Annotated in this window: 17 protein-coding genes; 6 read left to right on the top strand and 11 right to left on the bottom strand. The window is 47.2% G+C overall.

All coding sequences use genetic code 11. The features are described 5' to 3' along the window. Nucleotides 1-73 precede the first annotated feature (73 nt). The 4 genes from BLS14_RS15435 to BLS14_RS15420 all read right to left on the bottom strand — a co-directional run bounded on the left by BLS14_RS15435 (nucleotide 74) and on the right by BLS14_RS15420 (nucleotide 5,996). Nucleotides 74-1,378, bottom strand: coding sequence for a DUF1963 domain-containing protein (locus BLS14_RS15435; RefSeq protein ID WP_090952746.1), 1,305 nt, complete (start codon nucleotides 1,376-1,378; stop codon nucleotides 74-76). A 76-nt stretch (nucleotides 1,379-1,454) separates the two neighbouring features. Then, complete coding sequence (locus BLS14_RS15430) at nucleotides 1,455-2,633, bottom strand: alanyl-tRNA editing protein (RefSeq protein WP_090952744.1); 1,179 nt, start codon at nucleotides 2,631-2,633, stop codon at nucleotides 1,455-1,457. Between the two features lie 450 nt (nucleotides 2,634-3,083). Beyond that, nucleotides 3,084-4,853, bottom strand: a complete 1,770-nt coding sequence (gene dhaK, locus BLS14_RS15425) for a dihydroxyacetone kinase subunit DhaK (protein WP_090952743.1) — start codon at nucleotides 4,851-4,853, stop codon at nucleotides 3,084-3,086. Beyond that, the gene (locus BLS14_RS15420) at nucleotides 4,854-5,996 is read right to left on the bottom strand and encodes a glycerol dehydrogenase (RefSeq protein ID WP_090952741.1); all 1,143 of its coding nucleotides are present in this window, start codon (nucleotides 5,994-5,996) and stop codon (nucleotides 4,854-4,856) included. 370 nt (nucleotides 5,997-6,366) lie between these two features. Between BLS14_RS15420 and BLS14_RS15415 the strand changes: the two genes are divergently transcribed. Both BLS14_RS15415 and BLS14_RS15410 read left to right on the top strand, forming a co-directional pair. After that, nucleotides 6,367-7,398, top strand: coding sequence for a PocR ligand-binding domain-containing protein (locus BLS14_RS15415; protein ID WP_072735054.1), 1,032 nt, complete (start codon nucleotides 6,367-6,369; stop codon nucleotides 7,396-7,398). A 141-nt stretch (nucleotides 7,399-7,539) separates the two neighbouring features. Further along, the gene (locus BLS14_RS15410; RefSeq protein WP_090952739.1) at nucleotides 7,540-8,529 is read left to right on the top strand and encodes an aldo/keto reductase family protein; all 990 of its coding nucleotides are present in this window, start codon (nucleotides 7,540-7,542) and stop codon (nucleotides 8,527-8,529) included. Between the two features lie 45 nt (nucleotides 8,530-8,574). On the opposite strand, the gene BLS14_RS15405 is transcribed toward BLS14_RS15410, so the two are convergent. The 4 genes from BLS14_RS15405 to BLS14_RS15390 form a co-directional block, all read right to left on the bottom strand. Continuing rightward, nucleotides 8,575-9,468: a LysR substrate-binding domain-containing protein gene (locus BLS14_RS15405; protein ID WP_090952737.1), complete on the bottom strand. Its 894-nt coding sequence runs from the start codon at nucleotides 9,466-9,468 to the stop codon at nucleotides 8,575-8,577. Between the two features lie 32 nt (nucleotides 9,469-9,500). Then, nucleotides 9,501-9,971 (bottom strand): SMI1/KNR4 family protein, encoded by a 471-nt coding sequence (locus BLS14_RS15400; protein WP_072735051.1) that lies wholly within the window; start codon nucleotides 9,969-9,971, stop codon nucleotides 9,501-9,503. Between the two features lie 209 nt (nucleotides 9,972-10,180). After that, entirely contained in the window at nucleotides 10,181-11,281 is a 1,101-nt protein-coding gene (locus BLS14_RS15395; RefSeq protein WP_090952735.1) for a threonine aldolase family protein, read from the bottom strand. A gap of 6 nt (nucleotides 11,282-11,287) precedes the next feature. Then, nucleotides 11,288-12,163 carry a LysR family transcriptional regulator gene (locus BLS14_RS15390; RefSeq protein WP_090952733.1) on the bottom strand — a complete coding sequence of 292 codons (876 nt, stop codon included), beginning with the start codon at nucleotides 12,161-12,163 and terminating at the stop codon, nucleotides 11,288-11,290. A 137-nt stretch (nucleotides 12,164-12,300) separates the two neighbouring features. Here BLS14_RS15390 and BLS14_RS15385 point away from each other — a divergent pair, with 137 nt between their 5' ends. The 4 genes from BLS14_RS15385 to BLS14_RS15370 all read left to right on the top strand — a co-directional run bounded on the left by BLS14_RS15385 (nucleotide 12,301) and on the right by BLS14_RS15370 (nucleotide 14,793). After that, a complete protein-coding gene (locus tag BLS14_RS15385; protein WP_090952731.1) occupies nucleotides 12,301-13,290 on the top strand; it encodes a quinone oxidoreductase family protein in 990 nt (329 codons plus the stop codon). Then, entirely contained in the window at nucleotides 13,262-13,645 is a 384-nt protein-coding gene (locus BLS14_RS15380; protein ID WP_090952729.1) for a hypothetical protein, read from the top strand. The genes BLS14_RS15385 and BLS14_RS15380 overlap by 29 nt, the downstream gene beginning before the upstream one ends. Nucleotides 13,646-13,681: 36 nt before the next feature. Continuing rightward, complete coding sequence (locus tag BLS14_RS15375; RefSeq protein WP_256336496.1) at nucleotides 13,682-13,900, top strand: hypothetical protein; 219 nt, start codon at nucleotides 13,682-13,684, stop codon at nucleotides 13,898-13,900. 104 nt (nucleotides 13,901-14,004) lie between these two features. After that, on the top strand, nucleotides 14,005-14,793 hold the full coding sequence (locus BLS14_RS15370) for a formate/nitrite transporter family protein (RefSeq protein ID WP_053784134.1): 789 nt from the start codon (nucleotides 14,005-14,007) through the stop codon (nucleotides 14,791-14,793). 203 nt (nucleotides 14,794-14,996) lie between these two features. Here the strand turns inward: BLS14_RS15370 and BLS14_RS15365 are convergent, their stop codons facing one another. From BLS14_RS15365 to BLS14_RS15355, 3 genes are all read right to left on the bottom strand, one after another. Continuing rightward, nucleotides 14,997-15,983 carry a WXG100 family type VII secretion target gene (locus BLS14_RS15365; RefSeq protein ID WP_090952727.1) on the bottom strand — a complete coding sequence of 329 codons (987 nt, stop codon included), beginning with the start codon at nucleotides 15,981-15,983 and terminating at the stop codon, nucleotides 14,997-14,999. A gap of 51 nt (nucleotides 15,984-16,034) precedes the next feature. Beyond that, complete coding sequence (locus BLS14_RS15360; RefSeq protein WP_063566042.1) at nucleotides 16,035-16,493, bottom strand: acetyltransferase; 459 nt, start codon at nucleotides 16,491-16,493, stop codon at nucleotides 16,035-16,037. A gap of 313 nt (nucleotides 16,494-16,806) precedes the next feature. Continuing rightward, on the bottom strand, nucleotides 16,807-21,792 hold the full coding sequence (locus BLS14_RS15355; RefSeq protein ID WP_090952723.1) for a DUF4132 domain-containing protein: 4,986 nt from the start codon (nucleotides 21,790-21,792) through the stop codon (nucleotides 16,807-16,809). Nucleotides 21,793-21,801: the final 9 nt, after the last annotated feature.

Raw genomic sequence — 21,801 nt, 5'->3', positions numbered from 1 at the left:
CCTTTTGGGTATGCAGCTGTCAATACAAATTTAAATCGCATCTATGCAATAACAGATCATTAGAGTTCCCTCATCAGGATTGTTGATAAGTTACCGCCGTCATCTGACACGGCTCGCAAATGAACATGTAATACATGCCATCCCCGTATTCCTCAACCTCGTTCCAGTCCATTTGTCCAACGGCCCTCATCCTAGAAGAGCAGCATGGACAATTCGGATACTCCGCATCCTGAACCCATCCGGGATGGCCCCCAATCTGGGATGTAGAAGGCTCCATCGCCCACTCACTGCCATGGAACGCATGACGTGGTGCAGTCGCAATCCAAAACTGCCGGCCTGCATCCGGTGCAAGCTGAACATAGTCGTCCGGGTCAAGATCATCCGCTCCCATCGGCATCACATTATGCGCACTCCAGCACGGTTCACCTACTGAATCCATCTCCATATAAACGACGCCATAACAACTGCATATAACGCAAGTCTGCACTTGAAGCCGCTCACTATTCCATGCAACATCCTGCAGTGCTGGATGCTGTACATCCAGATCAATTAAGGTCGTTAACGGACCGCCACACCACTCACAGTTATCGGTACTGGTCAACAGCATGGAGATCGAATTGCCAATAGATGTGTCGTCAGCCCCTTCATTCTCTTTTACTTTATAGAGTGAATAACTTGGAGTGATAAATAAATCCCTGCGCTGGCCTTCATTCGATAACTCCCAACCGGCTTCGGTAGTATAGTGCTCAGGTGCGACATGCAGCTGATCTGCCCAGCGAGGCGGAGACTGCCTCCATTGCTGGAACTGACGTACAACCACTTCATCTCCAATATAGGCGAGCATGAGCAACAGATTATTCCGATTCTCATCATCGGTGTTCACCCGCTGCAACAGTTGATCACGTACTTCAGCCGAGGCGCTCTTATACAAAATGACAGGATAATAGATTTCGTGCTCCAACAGCTCAGGAATCTGTGCAGACAACGACGTATCATGGTAACAGACCAGATACACCAAAATATCTTTACCTGTATCGTCATCCCCCGTACGAATCAGTTGCATCGCATAATCGATCATGAGGGCTTGCTGCTCCGTAGACAAGGACAGATACACCTGTTCTTTGGAATGCTCGTATGCCACATAACGGATTAGTGGATCATGATCCTGACGTGTATGCATGATTTTCAAAATCTCCACAGGGTCCGTGATTCCCTCATACAAGTCAACGTCGCGCCGATTGGCTTCAATGTATCTCTGATGTGCCTCGCGCTCCATCTCCTGCTTGCAAGGCATGCAGTACCCACCTGTTCTGGCAGCCGTTGCTGGCAAAATCGTATTTGGGCACCCCTCTCGTATGCACGGAATGCGTTCTGTCATCTATGGGTACCCCCTATGCTTTTGATCCTTCTTCACGTTCTACAAGCTCAATCATGTCGATCAGTGGGATGGTAGATTAGTGATGTCCCAGTTGGTCCTTCGTAAATTCATAAAATGCGAGCGCATCTTCGCTGCTGGCAAAACCCGCCTGAGCCATTTTTTCGCTGCCGCCACCTTTGCCCTGGTAGGCTCCGAGATTGCCCTTGAAGAAAGGTCCACAAGCCCACTCCGGCGGCTGCCCGTTCTGTGCTAATACAACTTTGGCCTCCGAGATGCTCGCAAAGAGTACAAGTCCCTCATGTTCTGATGTCAGCTTGGTCGCCAGACTCTGCATATCCTTGAGCGATTTGTCTTCAAAGATTTGGGCAATGACAAGCCCTTCCCGTGCAGATAAAAGCTCTTGTGCATAATAAGCGTCATTGGAAGATTTCACAGCGTTCAGCTCTGCTTGCAGCTGCTTTTGCTCTGCTTCCATTTTGTCGATCCGATCCGCAAGCTCTTCCCGGCTGGTCTTCAATTTGGCTGTAATTCCGGTCAGCACGCTTTGCGCGGCGTTGAACTCATTCAGTGCTCGGTATCCGCATTTAAAATAAATCCGGGTGCCGCCCTTCACTTTCTCGGTTTTCAACAGTTTAATAATTCCGATCTCTCCTGTGGCTGACACATGTGTTCCACCACAAGCGTTATATTCCACGCCCTCGATCTCCACGATGCGAATATCTTCGGTTACGGAAGGCTGCTTCACCAGCGGCAGACGTGCCGCCTCTTCCGCAGTGACCCATGAACTGCTGATTCTGGCATTCCGGTATATCTGCTGATTAACTTCCATTTCAATTGCAGCCAGTTGATTCGCTCCCAGTTCGGCTGCAGCCACATCAATCGAGATATAATCTGTCCCCAGATGAAAACTGAGCGTCATCGCATCTGCCAGCTTCAGCGTAATAGCCGATAGCAAATGTTGCCCACTATGCTGCTGCATGTGATCAAATCTGCGCTGCCAATCGATGTGGCAATCCACATCGTTCTGCTCCGGCGCACGCTCCAGCTTATGCAGCACCTCACCGTCTTCACTAATTACATCCAACACTTCAATGCCGCCGATTTGCCCCAGATCACAAGGCTGTCCACCCCCATGTGGATAAAAAGCCGTCTCCGCCAGCGTGACATATAAACCATCGTCTTTGTCCACTCTGCCTGTAATTTGTGTATGCCACTCCCGTGTGTACGCGGAGTCATAATAGATTTTTTGCGTCATCGAATCATCCCGATCCCTTCTCGTTCAAATGGCTGTCCATACTCTCCAGATTACACTATCTGGAACCTCCAAGCCAAATTTTTCGACTCACATCTTCGCTTTTCCATATCAAAAAAGACCGCTCTGTAAGCCAAGCTACAGATCGGTCTCCATACTTATATCCACTATCCACGTTAATGAAACGTTGGATATGGATTGAACCTTATAATTACACAAAAACGAGATGCAGTCATATTAATTTGGTATAGACACAAGAGCGAAACAGACAGAAAGGACCTGAAGAAGCGGAGCGTGCTCCTTTATCACCGAATTTCTCCCTTCAGGGGAAACTCATTGAAATCCGGGGGTAAGAGAGATCGAAAGGTTTTCTGTCTGTGTAGTTCCTGAGTGTCTAAATCAAGTATGGTCTGCAAGCGGAGTGGCCAAGTGTAATCTCGTTGCACTCCATATTTATTTCATTGACTCGGATAGCTCTGTGAAAATAACACCCAGTGCATACGCTCCAGCATCCGGGTAGCCCAGACTGCGATCGCCAACAGCACCCGCGCGGCCCATACGTGCCACGATGTCTTCTGTTTTCTTCGCACCTTCTACTGCCGCTTCTGCACCTTTGGCAAACGCCGTTTTGAAGTCATCTCCAGACTTCGAACTTTGCGTCCATGAGTCTGCACAAGGGACAAGTGCGTCAATTAATGTCTTGTCACCTACAACGGCACCACGTCCGAAGGAACGTTCACCTGTAGACTGAATCCCCTGCACTGCCGCCTGCATCATGTCAGCGAACTCTGCAACGTTCAATTGCTGCTTGTCACCAACGGCTTTGCCTGCTGCCCGGAATGCCGAACCCCAGATTGGGCCGGATGCACCGCCGCAGTATTCCATAATGACAAGAGAGCAGGCATCGAGGAATGAACCGATATTCTTTTTCTCTTCGTTCACGATATGGTTCCATTCGCGCTTGAGCTGTCTGAAGCCCTTCGCTACGCTCATACCAAAGTCGCCGTCACCCGCATGGGAATCCAGTTCACAGAACGGCACTTCGTTCTTGATAATGATCTCACTCATCTTATCGATCAGGTAGACGATATTATCCAGGGAGAATTGATTGTTGTTGATCACCGCAGACGTTGCAGGTGTCTCCACTTCATAGGATACGGGAGCATCTTCAGTTACGACGGCTTCCAATGCTTCGGAATATGCCACTTGCGCTACTGGAGGACCAGACACTTTGAAAGCAGGTGTATCACTTTCCTTAAACAACAATGTTTTCAGTTCATCGTCCAGTTTCAGGATGGTTACCGATGCTCCTGCCATATCGATACTCGTCATGTAATTGCCAACAAACGTAGTGGCTACACCCAGTCCTGAACGCTGTGCCAGCTCACGCTGAACCGAGTTGTTGAGCAGATAGAGCTCCTGTAAAGGTGTCGCACCAAATCCATTGACAAGCACTGCAATCTCAGCGGATGCATTATTGTCCAGCTTCATTTCTGCAAGCAGTGCTTCAACCATGCGTCCTGCAAGCTCATCCGCAGATACTAATTTCTCGCGGCGAATGCCTGGTTCACCATGAATTCCCACACCGAATTCCATCTCATCTTCAGCGATTTCAAATGTCGGTGTTCCTTTGGCTGGCACGGTACAGGAAGTGAATCCAAATCCGATGCTGCGAACGTTCTGGGCTGCTTTCTCAGCAACGGATTTCACCTCTGCCAGACTGCGGCCTTCTTCGGCTGCAGCTCCAGCGATTTTGTGTACCAGTACGGTTCCGGCAACGCCGCGGCGCCCTACCGTATACAGACTGTCTTGAACAGCAATGTCATCCTCAACCCGTACATATTGCACATCAATGCCATCTTCCTCGGCAAGATGCGCCGCGTTCTTGAAGTTCATCATGTCGCCGCTGTAGTTCTTAATGATTAGCAGCGTGCCCTTCTTGCTAGCTGTGGCCTTGATCGCCTGATATACCTGAATCTGGGAAGGAGATGCGAATACATCTCCACAGACCGCAGCATCCAGCATGCCTTTACCAACGTAACCTGCATGGGCAGGTTCATGACCACTACCACCGCCGCTGATGAGGCTAACTTTATCCCCATTAATCTCTCTGCGTTTAATGACCTTATATTTTTTCAAAAATTCAAGCTCCGGGTGCGCCAGCGCAATGCCGTTGCACATTTCCATGACAACATTTTCAGCCTGATTGATGATTTTCTTCATTTATTTCGCCTCCCGGCGAGCTGCTTTGTAGTCCCGTCCCATACGGTCAGCTGCCGCAATGGCAGCAGCCACTTCAGGAACAGTAATCGGGAACGGCATAGCGTGAATGGATTCTTCAGGAATACACGCGATCTCGGCCACCTTCAACAACTCTTCCTGACTAATGGTATCTACACCGATATCCGCCAAGCTTACAGGCAGTCCCACTGCGAGACAGAAGTCCATGACTTCATGCAGCTCTTCGGTTGGTGCATTTTCAAGGACGAGTTGTGCAATCGTACCGAATGATACTTTTTCACCGTGGAAGAAGTGATGTGTACCCTCCAGAACAGTCAAACCATTGTGGATCGCATGGGCTGCAGCCAGACCGCCACTCTCAAATCCAAGACCAGACAACAGAATGTTTGTCTCAACGATGTTTTCCAGCGCTTGAGTCACGACGTTGCTGTCACTGGCTACTTTTGCTTTCAATCCATCCGTCAGCAGCATTTCATAACAAAGTTTTGCAAGAGCAAGTGCTGCATTCGTACCTACTGCGGATGGCGTGTATCCTTCACGGGAACCCATCGGCAGACTTGCGTTCACACGAGAGTACGACTTCGCTGTAGCTCTTGCTTCGAAGTACGTAGACAACGCGTCACCCATACCCGATACAAGGAAACGTGTTGGTGCGTTTGCAATAACCGTTGTGTCCACGAGAACAACACTTGGGCTTTGTTTGAAATACGCATAGTCATCAAAAGCACCTTCCGGCGTATACAACACAGCAGAGTGACTGGTTGGCGCATCCGTTGCTGCGATGGTAGGACAGATGATTAGCGCTTCGCCTTCTGCCACACATTTGGCTGCATCGATCGCTTTACCGCCACCGAGGCCAATTGTACATGTGCATCCTTTTTCTTTCGCAATTTCCTGGAGACGAGCAACTTCCTCGCGGGAACATTCCCCTCTAAAACCGCTTTCAACAAATGTAATATTGAATTTTTGTGCCGTTGCATCGAGCTTCGCTTTTACACGCTGTACATCATCCGGATGTGCGATCAGCAATGCAGATTCACCAAAGGATTTTACAAAGTAACCGAGGTTCAACAATTCGTCTTCGCCTTGCACATATTTCGTTGGACTAATAAATGCTTTTCTCATAATGATATAAGCCTCCTATGGATGATATAAGTTCGTTTTCGTTTACTGCATAAATGTCCTGCATACCTTCAACAAGGCTAATTGATGTAATTCTTAGATGAACTTAAACATTAAAATTTAAATACTCACAATTAACCTAAATATATACCATGTATGTGAGGTTTACAGTGGATTTTGATAACAAATTATTATAATTTGCAATCGTAATTTTTTGCTTTTCAATGGAATCATGGTATCTTATTGTCATGCGATAGGTTAATTTTTGACATCATCTATACATTACCCGTCATTAACTCATCTTAATATGTACAACTTGCTAACTTTTAACGAACGAAATCATTCATCAGGTTAGCTATGGAGGGTTCCACCCATGATTAAAGAATATCTGCACATCAATAAAATCCTCGACCTGAATAAATGGAAGCGTCTACAGGATTCTCTTGCCACTGTGACCAAGCTGGCTATTCTAACCGTTGATTATAAAGGCATTCCCGTAACCAGCCATAGCAGCTGTCAGGCCTTTTGCCAAAATGTTCGCAAAGATCCCGAACTGCTCCCCTACTGCCAGAAATGTGATTCTCGTGGTGGTCTGGAAGCCGTTCGATTGAACGAGCCTTATGTATATCTGTGTCATTTTAATATCGTGGATATCGCGATTCCAATCACCATTGATGGAAAATATATCGGTGCGGTAATGGCAGGACAGGTGAAGCTCGCTGACCCGGAGAAAGGGACGGAACTGGAACAGATCGTCACGTCCAAGAACGTGCCTATGCATGCTGCAAAGCTAAAGGAATTACAGGACGATTATGACCAGTTGCCTGTCATGACCTATGAAGAGGTTGTGAAAATTTCCAACATGCTTTCTTTACTCTGTAACTACATCGTGGAGGAAGCACTAAACAAAAATTTACTGGTGGAAATGTTCGAGAAAGCTTCGGGTCATCAGGAGTCTCTGAATCTGTCCACTATTCTGCCCGGATACTCCATTCGTAATATTGAGTCGATCAAAAAAGAAATGACCAATGCGATTGCGGATGCCTATCTTAAAAATAGTGCAAGTGATACAGAGAGCTCCAGCCCGGTGCTCCAACCTGCTTTTGAATATATTCACAGTCACAAGAGTGAGCAGGTCTCGCTTAAACAAATGGCCGATCTGTGCCACCTGAGTCCAAGTTATTTCAGCAGGCTGTTTGCCAAGGAAACGGGTGAGAACTTCACGACTTATATTGCACGACTCAAAATCAAATGGGCCAAGCAATTGCTGGAGGTTACGGACATGCCCGTGTCACAGATTAGTGATGAACTGGGGTTCAATGAATCGGGGTATTTTATCAAAATATTCAAAAAATTCGAGGAGATTACGCCTGCCCTCTATCGCAAATACATGCAGGAACAATGAGCAAGCTTAACTATACGTTTTTGTTACCAGAGGAAGATCCATTGATATCTTTTTCGTATCAAAGATGGGGTTAAAAGATATTTCACCTATTAATCTGCCATTGCTACAATGGAGTCCAGATTACTTAGGGAGGCGTCACGAATGGAATATCGCAAATTGGGAAACAGCGGTTTAACCGTCAGTGAGATTTCACTGGGCAACTGGATTACACATGGAGCACAAGTGGATGATGGAACTGCAAAAGCCTGTGTCCGGGCTGCTTTGGAGGCTGGCATCACGACATTTGATACGGCAGACGTTTATTCCAACACCAAGGCAGAAACGGTGTTAGGACATTCTCTAAAGGAGATCCGAAGAGAAAGTATTGAACTGTGCACCAAAGTCTGTCATCCAACCGGCTCAGGTCGCAACGACAGAGGACTTTCCCGCAAACATATCATGGAGGCCTGCAACGCTTCATTGCGAAGATTGCAAACGGATTATATCGACGTCTATTATGCTCACCGTTATGATCCAAATACGCCGCTGGAGGAAACATTCCTTGCGTTTGCTGATCTGGTTCGTCAGGGCAAGGTTCACTATATTGGAGTTAGCGAATGGACTGCTGCTCAGATTGAAGAAGGTTCCGCATTAGCTCGGGAGCTTCGCGTGCCTTTTATTGCGAGCCAACCACAGTATTCGATGTTATGGCGGGTTATTGAGCAGAAAGTTGTACCAGCAAGTACACAAGCAGGCCTTGGCCACATTACATGGTCTCCCCTGGCCCAGGGCATACTATCTGGTAAATATATTCCGCACGAAGCGCTGCCAGCCGGATCACGTGCAGCGGCCGATGCTGGAGCACCCTTTTTCAACAATCTGGCTGGTCGGTGGTTACGTGACGATGTTCTAACTGCTGTGCAACAGCTTGTTCCATTGGCGAAAGAGATCGGACTGACACTCCCTCAACTCGCCGTTGCCTGGGTTCTCCAGCATCCGTATGTGTCATCCGTCATTATTGGTGCATCGCGCCCAGAGCAAGTCCTTGAGAATGTGAAAGCCTCTGGTGTTCAACTGGATCGGGACATCCTGTCCCGCATTGATGAAATATTAGGTGAATGGATTGAGAGAAACCCTGCCAAGACGGGTTAGAACAGGTTGTTCGGTCATCGTAGTGCAAGTGTAATAATCTTTAGCTCAACTTATATTCCCATCAACGATTTCATCTACAATATTCATAAAACGGGAAATCACTTCCTGATTCATGTCCGTCCGCCATGCCGTGTACAACGGTACGGAGGGCGGACTTTCTGCTAATGGTAGAAATACCACACCCCTCCGCTCGAACACATCTACTGAAGAAGGAACGATGGATATACCCATACCCGCTGCCACGAGATTCACAATCGTGTACATCTGAATGGCTTCCTGTGTAATACGAGGATCTACACCATGCTCCCTGCAATAATCCAGAACGAGACGATGGAACGGAGAACCCAGATGCCGTGGGAATAAAATAAAATCTTCGTCCGCTAGTTCTGTTATTGACACCTGAGTCTGTGAAGCTAAAGGGTGATGGTCTGGCAGCACTGCGATTAATGTTTCCGTCTGACAGACCCGGAACGACAAATGTCCGGTATGATCCTGATACCGCAAAAATCCAATATGGATCTGTCCATCTGCTAGTGCCTGCAATTGTTCGGACGAGGTCATCTCGTGCAACGTAAGTTCAATCTGCGGGTACGCCGCACGGAATTTTCTCAACACATCGACCATAATACTCCCTGAAGCCGAATCCACAAAAGCAACCGTTAAATGTCCAATGATGCCCTGGTCAGCCTTCTGCGTAAGCTGGATGGATCGCTCAAGTTGGGCCATGATCAGCCTCGCCTGTTCCAGAAATACGGCACCGGCTGCCGTGAGACGAACCATTTTTTTCGTGCGTTCCAGCAGCTTCACCCCGAGCTCTTCTTCCAGATTCTGAATCTGCTGGCTCAGCGGCGGCTGCGTCATATTTAATTTCTCAGCCGCACGGTGGAAATGAAGCTCCTCCGCCACGGTGATAAAGTATCGTAGTTTTCGAATATCCATACGTCTGGTGTACTTCCCTTCCGACTAGCCTGTTACTTCATCTGTTCCTGAACCCAAACAGCTGATTCAGCCAGCATCGTCATTAATTCATTAAAGTCCACGGCAATCTCACGAAGAGGCAGTTCTCCCGCATCGTGGATTAACATCAGGACCTTGCCAGAATTTTGATCCAGTATAGCAATGCTTCCTTCGCCAAACCCACCAATTGGAAATGGTTGCAGATCAGCGGGCAACTCGTATTCCTTCTCATATTCACGATATACATCCAGGAACTCGGGATATGCCCAATTCAATTCTTTCACCGAATACAAGGCAGGATCGCCGAAGTTGCATGCACCAAATTCAAGCAAGAGCTCACGATACACTGCGGGCAATTTCACGTTATACTTTTGCTCAAAATCCTCAATGCTCTGTTGCGTTTCAGGAGTACACCCTTCTCCCATTGTTGTATTGTAAGCTTCAACCAAAAGATCACGAATGGGTTCCAATTCTTTCGACTCCACTTGAACTCCTCCTCTATAAATGAAAATCAATGAAATTTTGGTCCAAAAATATGTTCACTATTAACGACACGATGATACCAGAAGCTACATTATTACTGTTATTGCTGCATTAAAGTACCTTTCGTCACCTATCTTTCTTTTCCTGCAACAAAAATACCCTATCCAGCAAGTGGATAAGGCAGAATAAAACATAATAACCATGGCATATTTTAGTTCACATGTTTCCGCAGTTCTTCATCCAGCCATTGCAGCGCTGAATGCAGCTTGTCCTTGGGTACATTCTGATAACGATCCCCCGTTGACAATTCAAAGGCACAGCTATGAGCACTGGTCTGCTGCAAGTATGAAGTAATCCCTATCCCGAATTGCTGGGTCATGGATGCTAGAATACGCTCCACCTCGGCTTGGGCCAAGGGAAAATGTACGTGAAACATATTGGAGACGGGTACTTCTGGCAATGTACGTGTACCGTGACACGCATTTAACAAGGAAGCAAGTTCCTTCGCCTGCTCATAATAAAGCCCCATTTTGCCAATCCGTTCATTGAAATAATATTGAGAACTAAGAATATATGGATATAGGCCGATCAGATCGCCGCCGTGCCGACGCTTCCATATTTTCGATTCTTGCATAACATCCGTATCTCCTGCCAATATAGCCCCAGCGATTCCTCCAATGCCTTTGTAAAAAGACACGTAGACACTATCGAACAGACTGCAAATCTCGGCGGGTGTCTTCTGATAATAAGGCGTGATTTCGAATAGACGTGCCCCGTCTAGATGAAGCTTGATTCCGCGTTCACGGCAATAAGCCGAGATTGCTTCCAACTCTTCATAGGCAGGCAATTGTCCACCAATCTCGCGTTGGGGCAGTTCAAGCAGCAGGCAGGAAATCTCTTCATTCATCCCCTCCACATCTTCTAATCGAATCAATCGGTCCTTATCCGCCAGCAAAATGGATTCAATCTGATGCAGTTCCTTCAGTCCGTCTTCCTCATGGATTTCCAGGTGAGATAATGGGTGATAGGCTACTCGCTTGATGCCTTTGCGATCACACCAGATACGTAAGGCAATTTGCTGGGCCATCGTACCACTGGGGAAAAATACAGCCGATTCCTTACCCAGAACGTCAGCCATCTGCTGCTGGAATTGATCAATGATTTTGCCGTTGCCATAATGATCACTATATTGTTCCCCATCCACCTGCTCCAGCGCTTCCTGAAGTACTTTGACTTTACGTCTTCCGTGGCCGCCTATAATAAACTCTGCCTGATTAAAAGCTTCCGCTAATGTTAACTCTGTATTCTTCAAGGTTATTTACTCCTTTATTGTTCTGGTTTTTTGGTTCGTTATGATCTGCACCAATGCATCCAGCGCTCCGGATCGATGCTCACTCCGTGAATGCACAAATCCTACCTCCAACCTGCGATACGGATCAGACAAAGATAACACTGTAACTTCGCCTCTCCCTTCTGCTTTCGTAACCGAGGAGCGTGGGAGCAATGACACACCTATTCCCGCAGATACGCCATTCATAATGGTGTCCAGTGTTCCATATTCCGTAACGTTGAGGGTGTGCACGCCTTGATCTTTCAAAAAGGCTTCTGCCTGCGCGCGATGGGTACAGCCTACTTCAAAAAACAACATCGGTTTGCACAATAGAGCATGCATTTCATGGGTTCCGGGTTCTGCAATCAGTACCAACTCTTCGTCGTACACTTTCATATAGTTCAGCTCAGGGTGGTCGATCGGGCCATATACCAAAGCTCCATGCAGCTCATGTTGAATGACCTTCTGATTGAGTTCATGTGTCCCCCCTGTAATTAACGAATGCTGAACCTCGGGGTAACGTAAACGATATTCAGCGAGCAGCGGCGTCAGATAACTGGAGGCAGCGGTCTCAATCGCACCAAGACGAAGCATCCCTGCAGGTGGATTTCCGATCTGCGTTGCCTGCTCCGCTTCATATAACAAATGTAATATTTTATCCGCATATCCCAGTAAATTCTCACCCGCTGGTGTGAGCGACATGCCCCGGTTGGAGCGATGAAACAGCGGTACTTGCAGCTGATCTTCCAACTGTTTAATTCGTGTTGTTACATTGGATTGCACATAATTCAGCGCTAATGCTGCTTTGCTGATACTGCCTTCGCGGGCAACCGTCTGAAATATTTTCAAATCTCCTGCATCCATGCACTGATCACCTGCTTGTTATCTATTATCTGAATTGATACTGACATTCATTTTTGTTCATTTTACGTGAATCTGCCCCATCTGTACAATGAGGCTCAGTAGTGAAGTTTTTGTATACACAAGGAGGAATTTTGAAAATGAAAGCTATTATACATTCCGGCCAAAGCGGCCTTGAAGGTCTTCAATATACAGAGTCAACATCTCGGGCACCAAAAGCCGGTGAAGTACAGATCCAACTAAAATCTGCTGGAATTAATCATCGTGATCTGTTCATCATGGCAGGTCGTACATTGCAGGACACACCACTCATTCTTGGTTCCGATGGAGCAGGTGTAATCATAGCGATTGGAGATGATGTAGAGAACTTATTTGTAGGTGATGAGGTCATTATCCACCCTACTCTCGGTTGGGACCACGCTGTTGAAGTACCCATTGTGCCCGATATTGTAGGAGGCCCTACGGATGGAACTCTCGCACAATATATTACGCTGCCTGCTAGAAATGCCTTGCCCAAACCCTCTCATCTATCATGGGCGGAAGCAGGGGTGTTGTCCCTTTCGGCTTTGACAGCATACCGCGCCTTATTCACTCGTGGCGGACTTAAGCAGGGTGAACATATCCTCATTCCCGGTATTGGCGGCGGTGTAGCGACCTATGCCCTGCTCATGGCCGTAGCTGCGGGTGCCAAGGTAACCGTTACATCCAGAAGTGAAGCCAAGAGACATGAGGCTCTGCGTCTGGGCGCTTTCCAAGCTCTGGACAGTCATGCAGACTGGAGTCTGCAGAACGATCTTGATCCTGTTGATTTCATCTTGGATAGCATCGGACAAAGCATGTTCCCAAAATATTTTGATATAATTAGACCAGGTGGCCGTATCGTGATGTATGGCGCAAGCTCGGGAGATGATCTGGCTGTTCCAATCCGCTCGATCTTTTTCCCGCAAGTTAGCCTGATTGGCACCTCCATGGGCAGCCGTGAAGAGTTTATCCAGATGCTGCAATGGGTGGAGAAACATAATTTACATCCTGTAATCGATGGTATATATCCGCTACAGGACACAGCGAAAGCTTTCGAACGTATGGAAAAGGGAGAGCAGTTTGGCAATCTTGCTATACTCGTGGAGTGACATCTGGTTTAGATGGACCTTCCTTAATTGGTACAAATCATTTTACGATAATGGGGGAATCCATCTGACCCGTCTCGCTAAACGTACAGCCATTGTTCTTGTCGCAATTATACTTTTGTCCCAAATTCCGATGTTGAAAGCAACCTTTGCCCGCGGGGTAACTACGCTATATGTGAACATAAAGTACCCCGAACGCTCCTTTCAATACAGGGATTTCATCTATGAATCTCATTTTGGAAGCTATCTCATTTCTTATGCTGATCAAGACGAACAACTCATTAGCCTGATGCTTGAGCCCAAATTTTTACCGGTGATCGTTACGTATGATCCATTGGATCAACCCATGAAAGACTAGTTTGTTCACTCTATGAATCATTCAGGAGGTATCGATATGTCTAACCATTTGCATTTGGTAGAAAGGGTTCGCAAGCTGATGAATGCCGAAGGAACCGAAGATGAACTGGATGAGATGCTAACCGAGTTAGAGCAAGAGATGCCTTACGCGGAGATCAGCAATCTGATTTTCTGGGATGATCGAGACCTGACACCCGAACAGATTGTGGAGGAGGCGCTAGCTGCTCGTCCAATCATTCTTCCGCCCAGCCCTTAGTTCTTATCCTATTAAATAAACATCACAAATCCAGGCCAACCCTCCCCAACTTCCATATTTTCGTTATAATGTAAACAAGACATCAGGAAAACGGGAGGAGAATTATGGAAACGGAAGGTTTACGCAACGTTGAGAAGTTGGCGCTGAAGAAACACAAGATTTACAAACAAAGCTTGATCAGGTACCTTGCACGCTCCATGCTCGCCAGCATGTTTATCGGGTTTGGCGTCATCGTGGCGTTCAAGACGGGTAACTTCTTTTATATGGAGGATTCCCCTTTTACATACCCTATGGCTGCCCTCACGTTCGGCGCGGCAATTATTCTGATTGCCTATGGTGGCGGTGATCTGTTCACTGGAAATACGTTTTACTACACTTATGCTGCCTTACGCAAAAAACTGAAATGGTTCGAAGTGGTGAAGCTGTGGATCGCGAGTTACAGTGGGAATCTGATGGGTGCAGCGGTATTTGCCCTGTTAATCTACCTGACGGGTCTGTTCGATTCATCTCAGGTGAATGGTTTTCTGCTGAGTGTCGTAGAGCACAAGATGGAGGCACCAGCCATGCAGCTCTTCTTCCGGGGCATTCTGTGTAACTGGCTCGTATGTTTGGCGTTCTTTGTGCCAATGTTCATGAAGGAGAATGGTGCGAAAATGTTCGCCATGATGCTCTTTGTCTTCTGTTTCTTCATCTCGGGATATGAGCACAGCGTCGCCAATATGTGTACGTTTGCGATTGCGCTGGTACTGAACCATCCAGGGACGATCTCATTCGGCGGGGTTATTCACAACCTGATTCCGGTAACGCTCGGCAATCTGGTGGGCGGCGTGCTGCTGATGGGTTTCATGTATTATGCGGTGAACAAACCTTTTCTGGACGAAGAGACACACTAATTTTTGGGCAAAAAAATCCCCCTTATTAGCCCGGTCACCTGACCTTGGCTGGACGGTAAGCCAAACCACAAACACCCGCGCAACCTTTCCATCCTGTGATGAAGGTTGCGCGGGTGTTTGTTTATGGGCAGGCTCACTATGTGCCTGCCCTCGGTTATATCTGCCTTGTATCCGAATGGAGGATACAAGGCTTGCTCCGTGGCTTAGTTATACTCACGCCACGGAATATATTCAATATCGTTGTCGCCACGCGTGACCACAATCATATTCTCGATTTTGCCTGTATCCTTGTTGGTTCGGTAGATCATCGTACGCGTCTCGCCTTCTTCCGGCACGGAGAACAGGAACTTGTCCGCAACAAAGGAGGAACCGAGCCCTGTCGCATGTTCTGTAAAGGCAGATCCGCTCTTGCTGGTCAACAGCAGGCCGATTCCATAAGCTGTAGCCGTTTGTGCTCCTTTGCCAAAGAGATGCTCCCCTTGACTGGTCGTATGGGTTTGTTCCCAATACTCGTATTTTTTCGTATCCTTGTTGTAATCCACGACGTTACCCTGTTTATCCAAGCTGATGCTGGTCGTTTCACCCTTGTCGCTTTTAACCTGATACGTACCTACAATCGAATCCTCGGTAATTTTCACCGTCTTGCCTGTGTTCGGATCGGTTTGATAGATTTCGTCCTCATATTGAAGCCGAATAACGTTCATGCTGGCCTGAAGCTGCTGCGCCAGTTTCTCGTCACCCATTTCCTCGGCTTTCTTCAACATTTCCTCATAGTTTTTGTAATCCTCGGCGTCCTTCTTATCCCAATCCTCCATATTCTCCGGAGGACCTGACGTTTTGCCCGAGCCATCACCTTTATGTTTACCGAGGGACGTAAGAGTCTGTGCCGCAGCCAAAGCCACCATAAGAGCCTTGTTCACAACATCTTCATCCGTGGTGCGGAAACGCTCGGCAATTTTCTTGAGTTCGGATTGGATGGACAAGACCAGCTCAAGGACAGACTTCATTGTAGCTTGGGCCGTTGCATAATCGTTATAAAAGCGCTCCCGCTCCATTCCGTCCCAATTGCTGCGCATGACACGGATCTGGCTATCCAATGTGGACATAAACCCCGACAATTGCTGATGTGCCTGGGCGAATTGCCCACTGACTGTATCCAGTTGTTCCGGTGTTACCTTAATCTGTGTCATCCTGCACGCTCCTCTTCGTCATATTCCTCCTATTTCGTGGTCCACCGTTCTTTATCTTGCAGCCTGATCTGCCTTGATCTCCAGATGCAGCAGCGGAAACGGATTACCGGAACCATCCAACTCGGAACGACCCATTTGTACAAATCCCATTTTCTCGTAGAATCGGGCTGCTCCAGCATTCTGCTCATTGACATCCACCTTGAGGTGACGACCTTTGATGTTAAGGGTATGGTTGATCAGAAGACGCCCCAGGCCCTGCCCGTGCTGACTGACATCTACAAACAACATCTCAATAAAGTTATCATCCAAACCGATAAAACCAACGGGTTCATTGTCAGCATCCAGCGCTTCCCATACCTCGACTTGCCTTTGCTGCAACACGTCGCTCACTACTTTTTTATAGAACTGGATGTGATGTTCTTCCAAAAACGTATGTGTTGCCCGAACGGCTCTCTCCCAAATCTCTACCAACTTGTTATGATCCTGTTCACGATATGAAGTGATTAACATGTCCAACGTATTCTCCTTTTCCTAGAAAACAATTATGTAAACATTCGATCCTGCGATTGGACTTGGTTAATACATCAAATTTTATATAACTCTACGTATATTTTACCATGCCCAATACTCAATCTGTACCCACCATTACCAATCTTGAGACAGCTTTTTACTGCTATTTAAGGATTCCTTACCAAAAAAACAGAAAATAAAAGGCAGCTAAAGTCACCTTGACCCTGGTGCTCTAGCTGCCTGATATTCGATAAGTTCACTCGGCATCGTCAATCTAATGCCGCTTGGCTGCAGCATCATTCAACATTACTAATCAATGCTGCAATTGTGCAAGGATTTGCGGGTCCTTGATCTTCTTGTCTTCAGCCAATAACATCACTTTGGATAAAATTTCTGCCGTTCTCGGATCTTCATCAAGGAATGGCAGGAATATTCTGCCTCGATGCTGACTGTGCACAGGAACGATATGAAGCGCGCCCGTCGCCTGTTTGAACACATTGCCGCTGCCAAGATGAACGGCATACTCGCCCAGTTCACCATCAATTCGAGCGTAATTTCCATCGAGACGTACGTTATCGACCTTCAACAGACGCAGTGACTCATTCACAATCACATGACGCATCTCAATCGTGGTCAAGCTGGCTTCCGGATCTACTCCGCCAACATGCGCAACGCTAACCACCAAATCAATATCACGCATGACTTCCGAGAAGAAGACCGGCGGTACATCCTTCAACGCAACAGGTTTATACGTTTTTCGATCATAGAACTGCACCGTCTCCAGAGTAGGCGCTTCTGTATCTGCGGGCGAGAACCAGTCTGCCATGGCATAGAGATTGGCAATCAGATTATGCTCATAGCTTACCTTTTGTAGCCCTTCCTCATAGCTGACGGTCCATTGACGTCCTTTAAGCAGAGCAACTGCTTTTTTCGGCTGAATCTGATAACCTGCATACCGACGGGATACCGTTCCATTAGCCAGCTCATCCTCATTTGGAAGATAGAGTTCACGGAACACCTGCTTGAATGGCTGACGTTCCTGACGGTTGAACAGATCCCGTTGGAATTCACTCCAGCTTCCACTCTGGAACAGATGCAATGGATGCGCAATCAGTAGGCGATCATGTGCCGCCAAGGTTTGTATCGTGCTTGTCGAATCATCCGAAGCCGGAGTAACCAACCCACCGGACGTTACATCGAATCTTCCAAGCTTGTCATCTGCTTGGAACACAAGCGTGCGAACCAGTGGACGAAGAACCGGATTCTGCAGCAGACTTGAAACTTCCTCACTCGTAAAGGATGTTCCTGCCGTCATGGAACGCTCCAATTCCTGTCTTGCCCGGCGATACTGATCAACCAGATCTGTTTTTAATTCATTCAATTCGGTGATGTATCCATCTTTCTTGAACCGAGCAGGTACAGATTTGAGTGTTTTGCCTTTGCTTACGATGAGTAGTTCCGGCTGGCCTTCTTCATCAATGACCAATTGGGCTGTAGTAGCCTCATCCAGTTCATGCGGCTCAAAATAGGATTTCATCTCATCCAGCTTGCGAGCTTCCATATCCCACATCAGCCGGGTAACATCGGCATATCCTGCATTACGGGCAAGGTTGCCCAGCGCTATCTGGGATACCAGACCTTCACTGGCACGGCGCTGTGCACCAAACTGTTTGCTCTGCATCAGAAACTTCTGAATGAAGTCGTACCGCTCACGCAGGTCCTGTTCCCGTTCTTCTGCAAATGGAATCAGGCTGTAGGTCAACAAATGATCTTTATTACGCTTATCTTCCACGGACTGACGCATATCTTCAAGTTTCAGTTTCCCAAGTGCCGCATCCGCGAACAACTGTGATCTGCGGTGATTGGCTCCCCCGGAGATATATTTGGCACAATCGTACAACAGACTGAACCGTTCCTCACCGACGGCTTCATATGCCTCCTCGAACCAGGCGATATCAAATGCACCTTCGTTAAAGTCCTGAGGTGAAATTGGAGAATAATGCGCCACAATGGTTTCCTTTTCAGCAGTGAACCGTTCATTGATATGAGCATGGAAGTACCAGGCTGCACTGCGCAGTCCTTCCCATCCGAGATGCTTCGCAACAATCTCCATCCATTGCGGTGCGTACATTGCGGCTTCCAGGAGCTTCTTCTCCTGGATGGGATGCTTCGCCAGCAATTGTCCCAACAGTACTTCGTCCTCTCCATCACGTGGATGGCAAACCTGGATCAGATGGCTGAACGTTTCTTTACGTGTCGTATTGTCACCGTAGCTGTAGATATATCCACGGACAAAGGTATCCTGATCCATGGCTGCAACGAGATGCACCCAATGCTCCATACCTTCAATGCGTTCAAGCTTCATGGCCAGCGTACTTACTTCTGTTGAGAGCTCTCCTCGGGTTAACTCAATCTCCAAAATTCGTTCAACAACTGTTCTTCGCAGTTCTGCCAATACCGGTTTCTCCGTAATCCAGTCGGACCGGCTTGATGTCAATTCCCGAATAAACTGGGCACGAGAATCTCCCACAAGCAGCTGCTTGTAGACTTCCTGTGCATCAATGAAGTCCAATTCATAAGCACGCAGGTAATCGTCCAGAGTGAGGAAGGAGCCTCGGTTACTTTCCTTATTTAATCGGTCGAATTGGCTTATCGTCTGGAAATATCGCATGAAACTCTCATCGTCATATACACGATCCCGGACAATATAGAACCATGGACCAGACAAGAGAGCAAGTATGCCCGATTCCTTTTCCATTTGTTCCTCAGGCATCATTTTCATCAACGCATACAATGTCCGCTCAGCGATTTCAAATGTATCTGACTTATCACTGTCCTCATAAACGGCCTCAATCAGCGTTTTCACCTGATCTGTGTAACGAAGCTCACTGACCATCTTTTTCATGTCCTGGATATACTGAACCGGATAGACCTCTTCGGCAAATTCCTTGCGCCATCCTTCCAGCAGCCAGTGTTTCTCCAATTCACTATATTCGTATATGTTGGAATAGTAACGGTAATAACTATCCAGCTTCTTGTTCAGATCCTCCAAACGAATCACAAACAAAATTTGCAGCAGTTCTTTACTATCCAGACCACTCTTCTGAACATATTCTCCCCATATGTTATGGAGAGGGAACTGCTCCAATAATTTTATATCTTGCCGCTGATCATAAGGAATGAAGACCATGGCACGCAATGTCGCACCTACAAGCAAGGTTTCTTTGTAACCGGCATAATATTCTGCCTCATATTCATGGTCTCTGTGCTCATGTAACAACGCATCCAAACCATCAAGAAACTGCTTCGCTTTTTCCAGGGAAAGGGTAAACATGTCCTTCGGCTTGAAGCTGCCGAGATCACGTTCTTCCTGAAGCAATGGATTTTCCCATGAAGGATCATACAAACCGAATCCATTAGCCGCCGTATACCTGCTGCTCTGCTCTGTAAGCTTGTCCAGCAGCTTCTGCTCCTTGGCTGTTGGTGTCTTGATTAACGCTATGATTGGCTGCATCTGCTCCTGCTGCTCCATGCGTTGTGAATCTGCGGAGATCTCGGTCAACAGTTCCAGCGCACCCAATCGTTGCAATTCAGTTTTGGATTGTACAAGTCGTTTCAGGGATACCATCAGCTGATCGGTTGGCTGAAGCAGTAACACCTGAATGGTCTTCTGACGCAAAGATCCCGTTTTCAGTTTGAGCAACGCCTCCATTTGCAGCATCTCTTCGAGCGTAAGCGTCAGCAGCTTGGCTTTGAGCAGAGCATTCTCACGATTGTTCATGCTCTTATCCGACAGACTATCAAAAATAAACTGTCTTTGTACTTCGTTCTCGGGATGATGGACAAATTGGGACAACAATTCTCCTCGCAAATCCGGGCTTAGTTTGTCCTTGAGTGCAATGACCTCGCCAATCCATTCCGGGTCCATGTCATACGCAGCAAGGTACAGCATTTTTTTCACTACATCATCCGGATCGATCCGATATTGAACAAATTCAAGAACACCGGATGGCCCACCTGCACCTCCCTGCGGAATGTAGGCCAGCATTTGTTTAAACAGATCAAAGTCACGCCGACGCACGGCTTTATCTTCAAAAACAGACAGCGGCCAGACATGAACACTACGTTGATTCTCCCCATTTTCAAAGCTCCAGTTAAACATGTACATGGCATCATAATTCTCAATCACCCAATGCAGCAACTCCAGATCCTGTACTTCAAGATACTGACGTGCCATGTTTAAGCGCAGTCCTCTGTTCTGACTGTTAGCAAGTACGTATTGTGCAACAATCTGCTGATATACTTGCCCATGATCCATGATCTGGATGACTTTTCGCTCCAACTCATTCTCTTCGATGACTGCCGTTGCCCAGAGACTGATAAATAATTGGTTTGCATTGGCGCTTTCCTGCCATTCCTCTCGCACCGCAGGATCAGTTAATGCTTGATGTGCTTGTGTAATTAGTTGCGCAGCAACACGCTGATTCGCCGCTTCAATTCCGATTCCTGTCCATACGGCGAGCGCTCTCACTACCGAACTGAACCGAATCAGGTTGTTGTCGATGATTATTTTTAATATGTATATATACGCCTCAAGCGTTCCTTCATCCATCCGTTCCACAATGCTCTGGCGCAAACCCTCCTGCAGTCTGGCTGCTACCAGCAATTCTCCAACCATCTGGTAAGCATCCACCTGATCGCTCATAAAGATACCTTTGATCATTTCAGTGGTCAGCAATGCATTCTGATTGTCGCCATAGATAATATCATGCAGCGCCTGCTTCATATCGCCGGTTTCATGATCCAGTTCATAGGCAATGCAATCCGGTAAAACGGCTCTAATCTCATGAAGATAATCAAACTTGTACTCCCGAATGGATACATATTCGTTCAGAGAGAAGCCATGCATCTCCATACGGAACAAGGCAATCATTTTACGAAGAACCTGTCCAATATGCTGTTCGGGATCGGTCGTACGAAATGGTCTGCGCTCATAATTCTTACTATATGGAAAATTTGCGGCACGTTCTGCAATGTAACGGAACCGAGCCAAAAAGGATTCACTGACCAGTTGCTCCAATACATCCAATAATGGAGGGAACAATGGAGTTTTCGTCTCAGCAGACATACGTTGCAATTGCTGCTCTGCATCCAAATAGGCCTTTTCGTCTTCGCGCAAATAGGTAAATCCAGCCATCTCTGCAACATAGCCCGCGAGTTCCTGCTCCACACCCTTCAGCGATTTCACTTTTTCCTGCAACTCTTGTTGATACTGTTGAACTTTATCTTCCTGATTCATTCCATTCTC

The organism is Paenibacillus sp. OK060, assembly GCF_900101205.1.
GTDB lineage: Bacteria > Bacillota > Bacilli > Paenibacillales > Paenibacillaceae > Paenibacillus > Paenibacillus marchantiae.
Note: the sequence above shows the minus strand (reverse complement) of the source record. Positions and strands in the feature narration are given on the sequence as shown.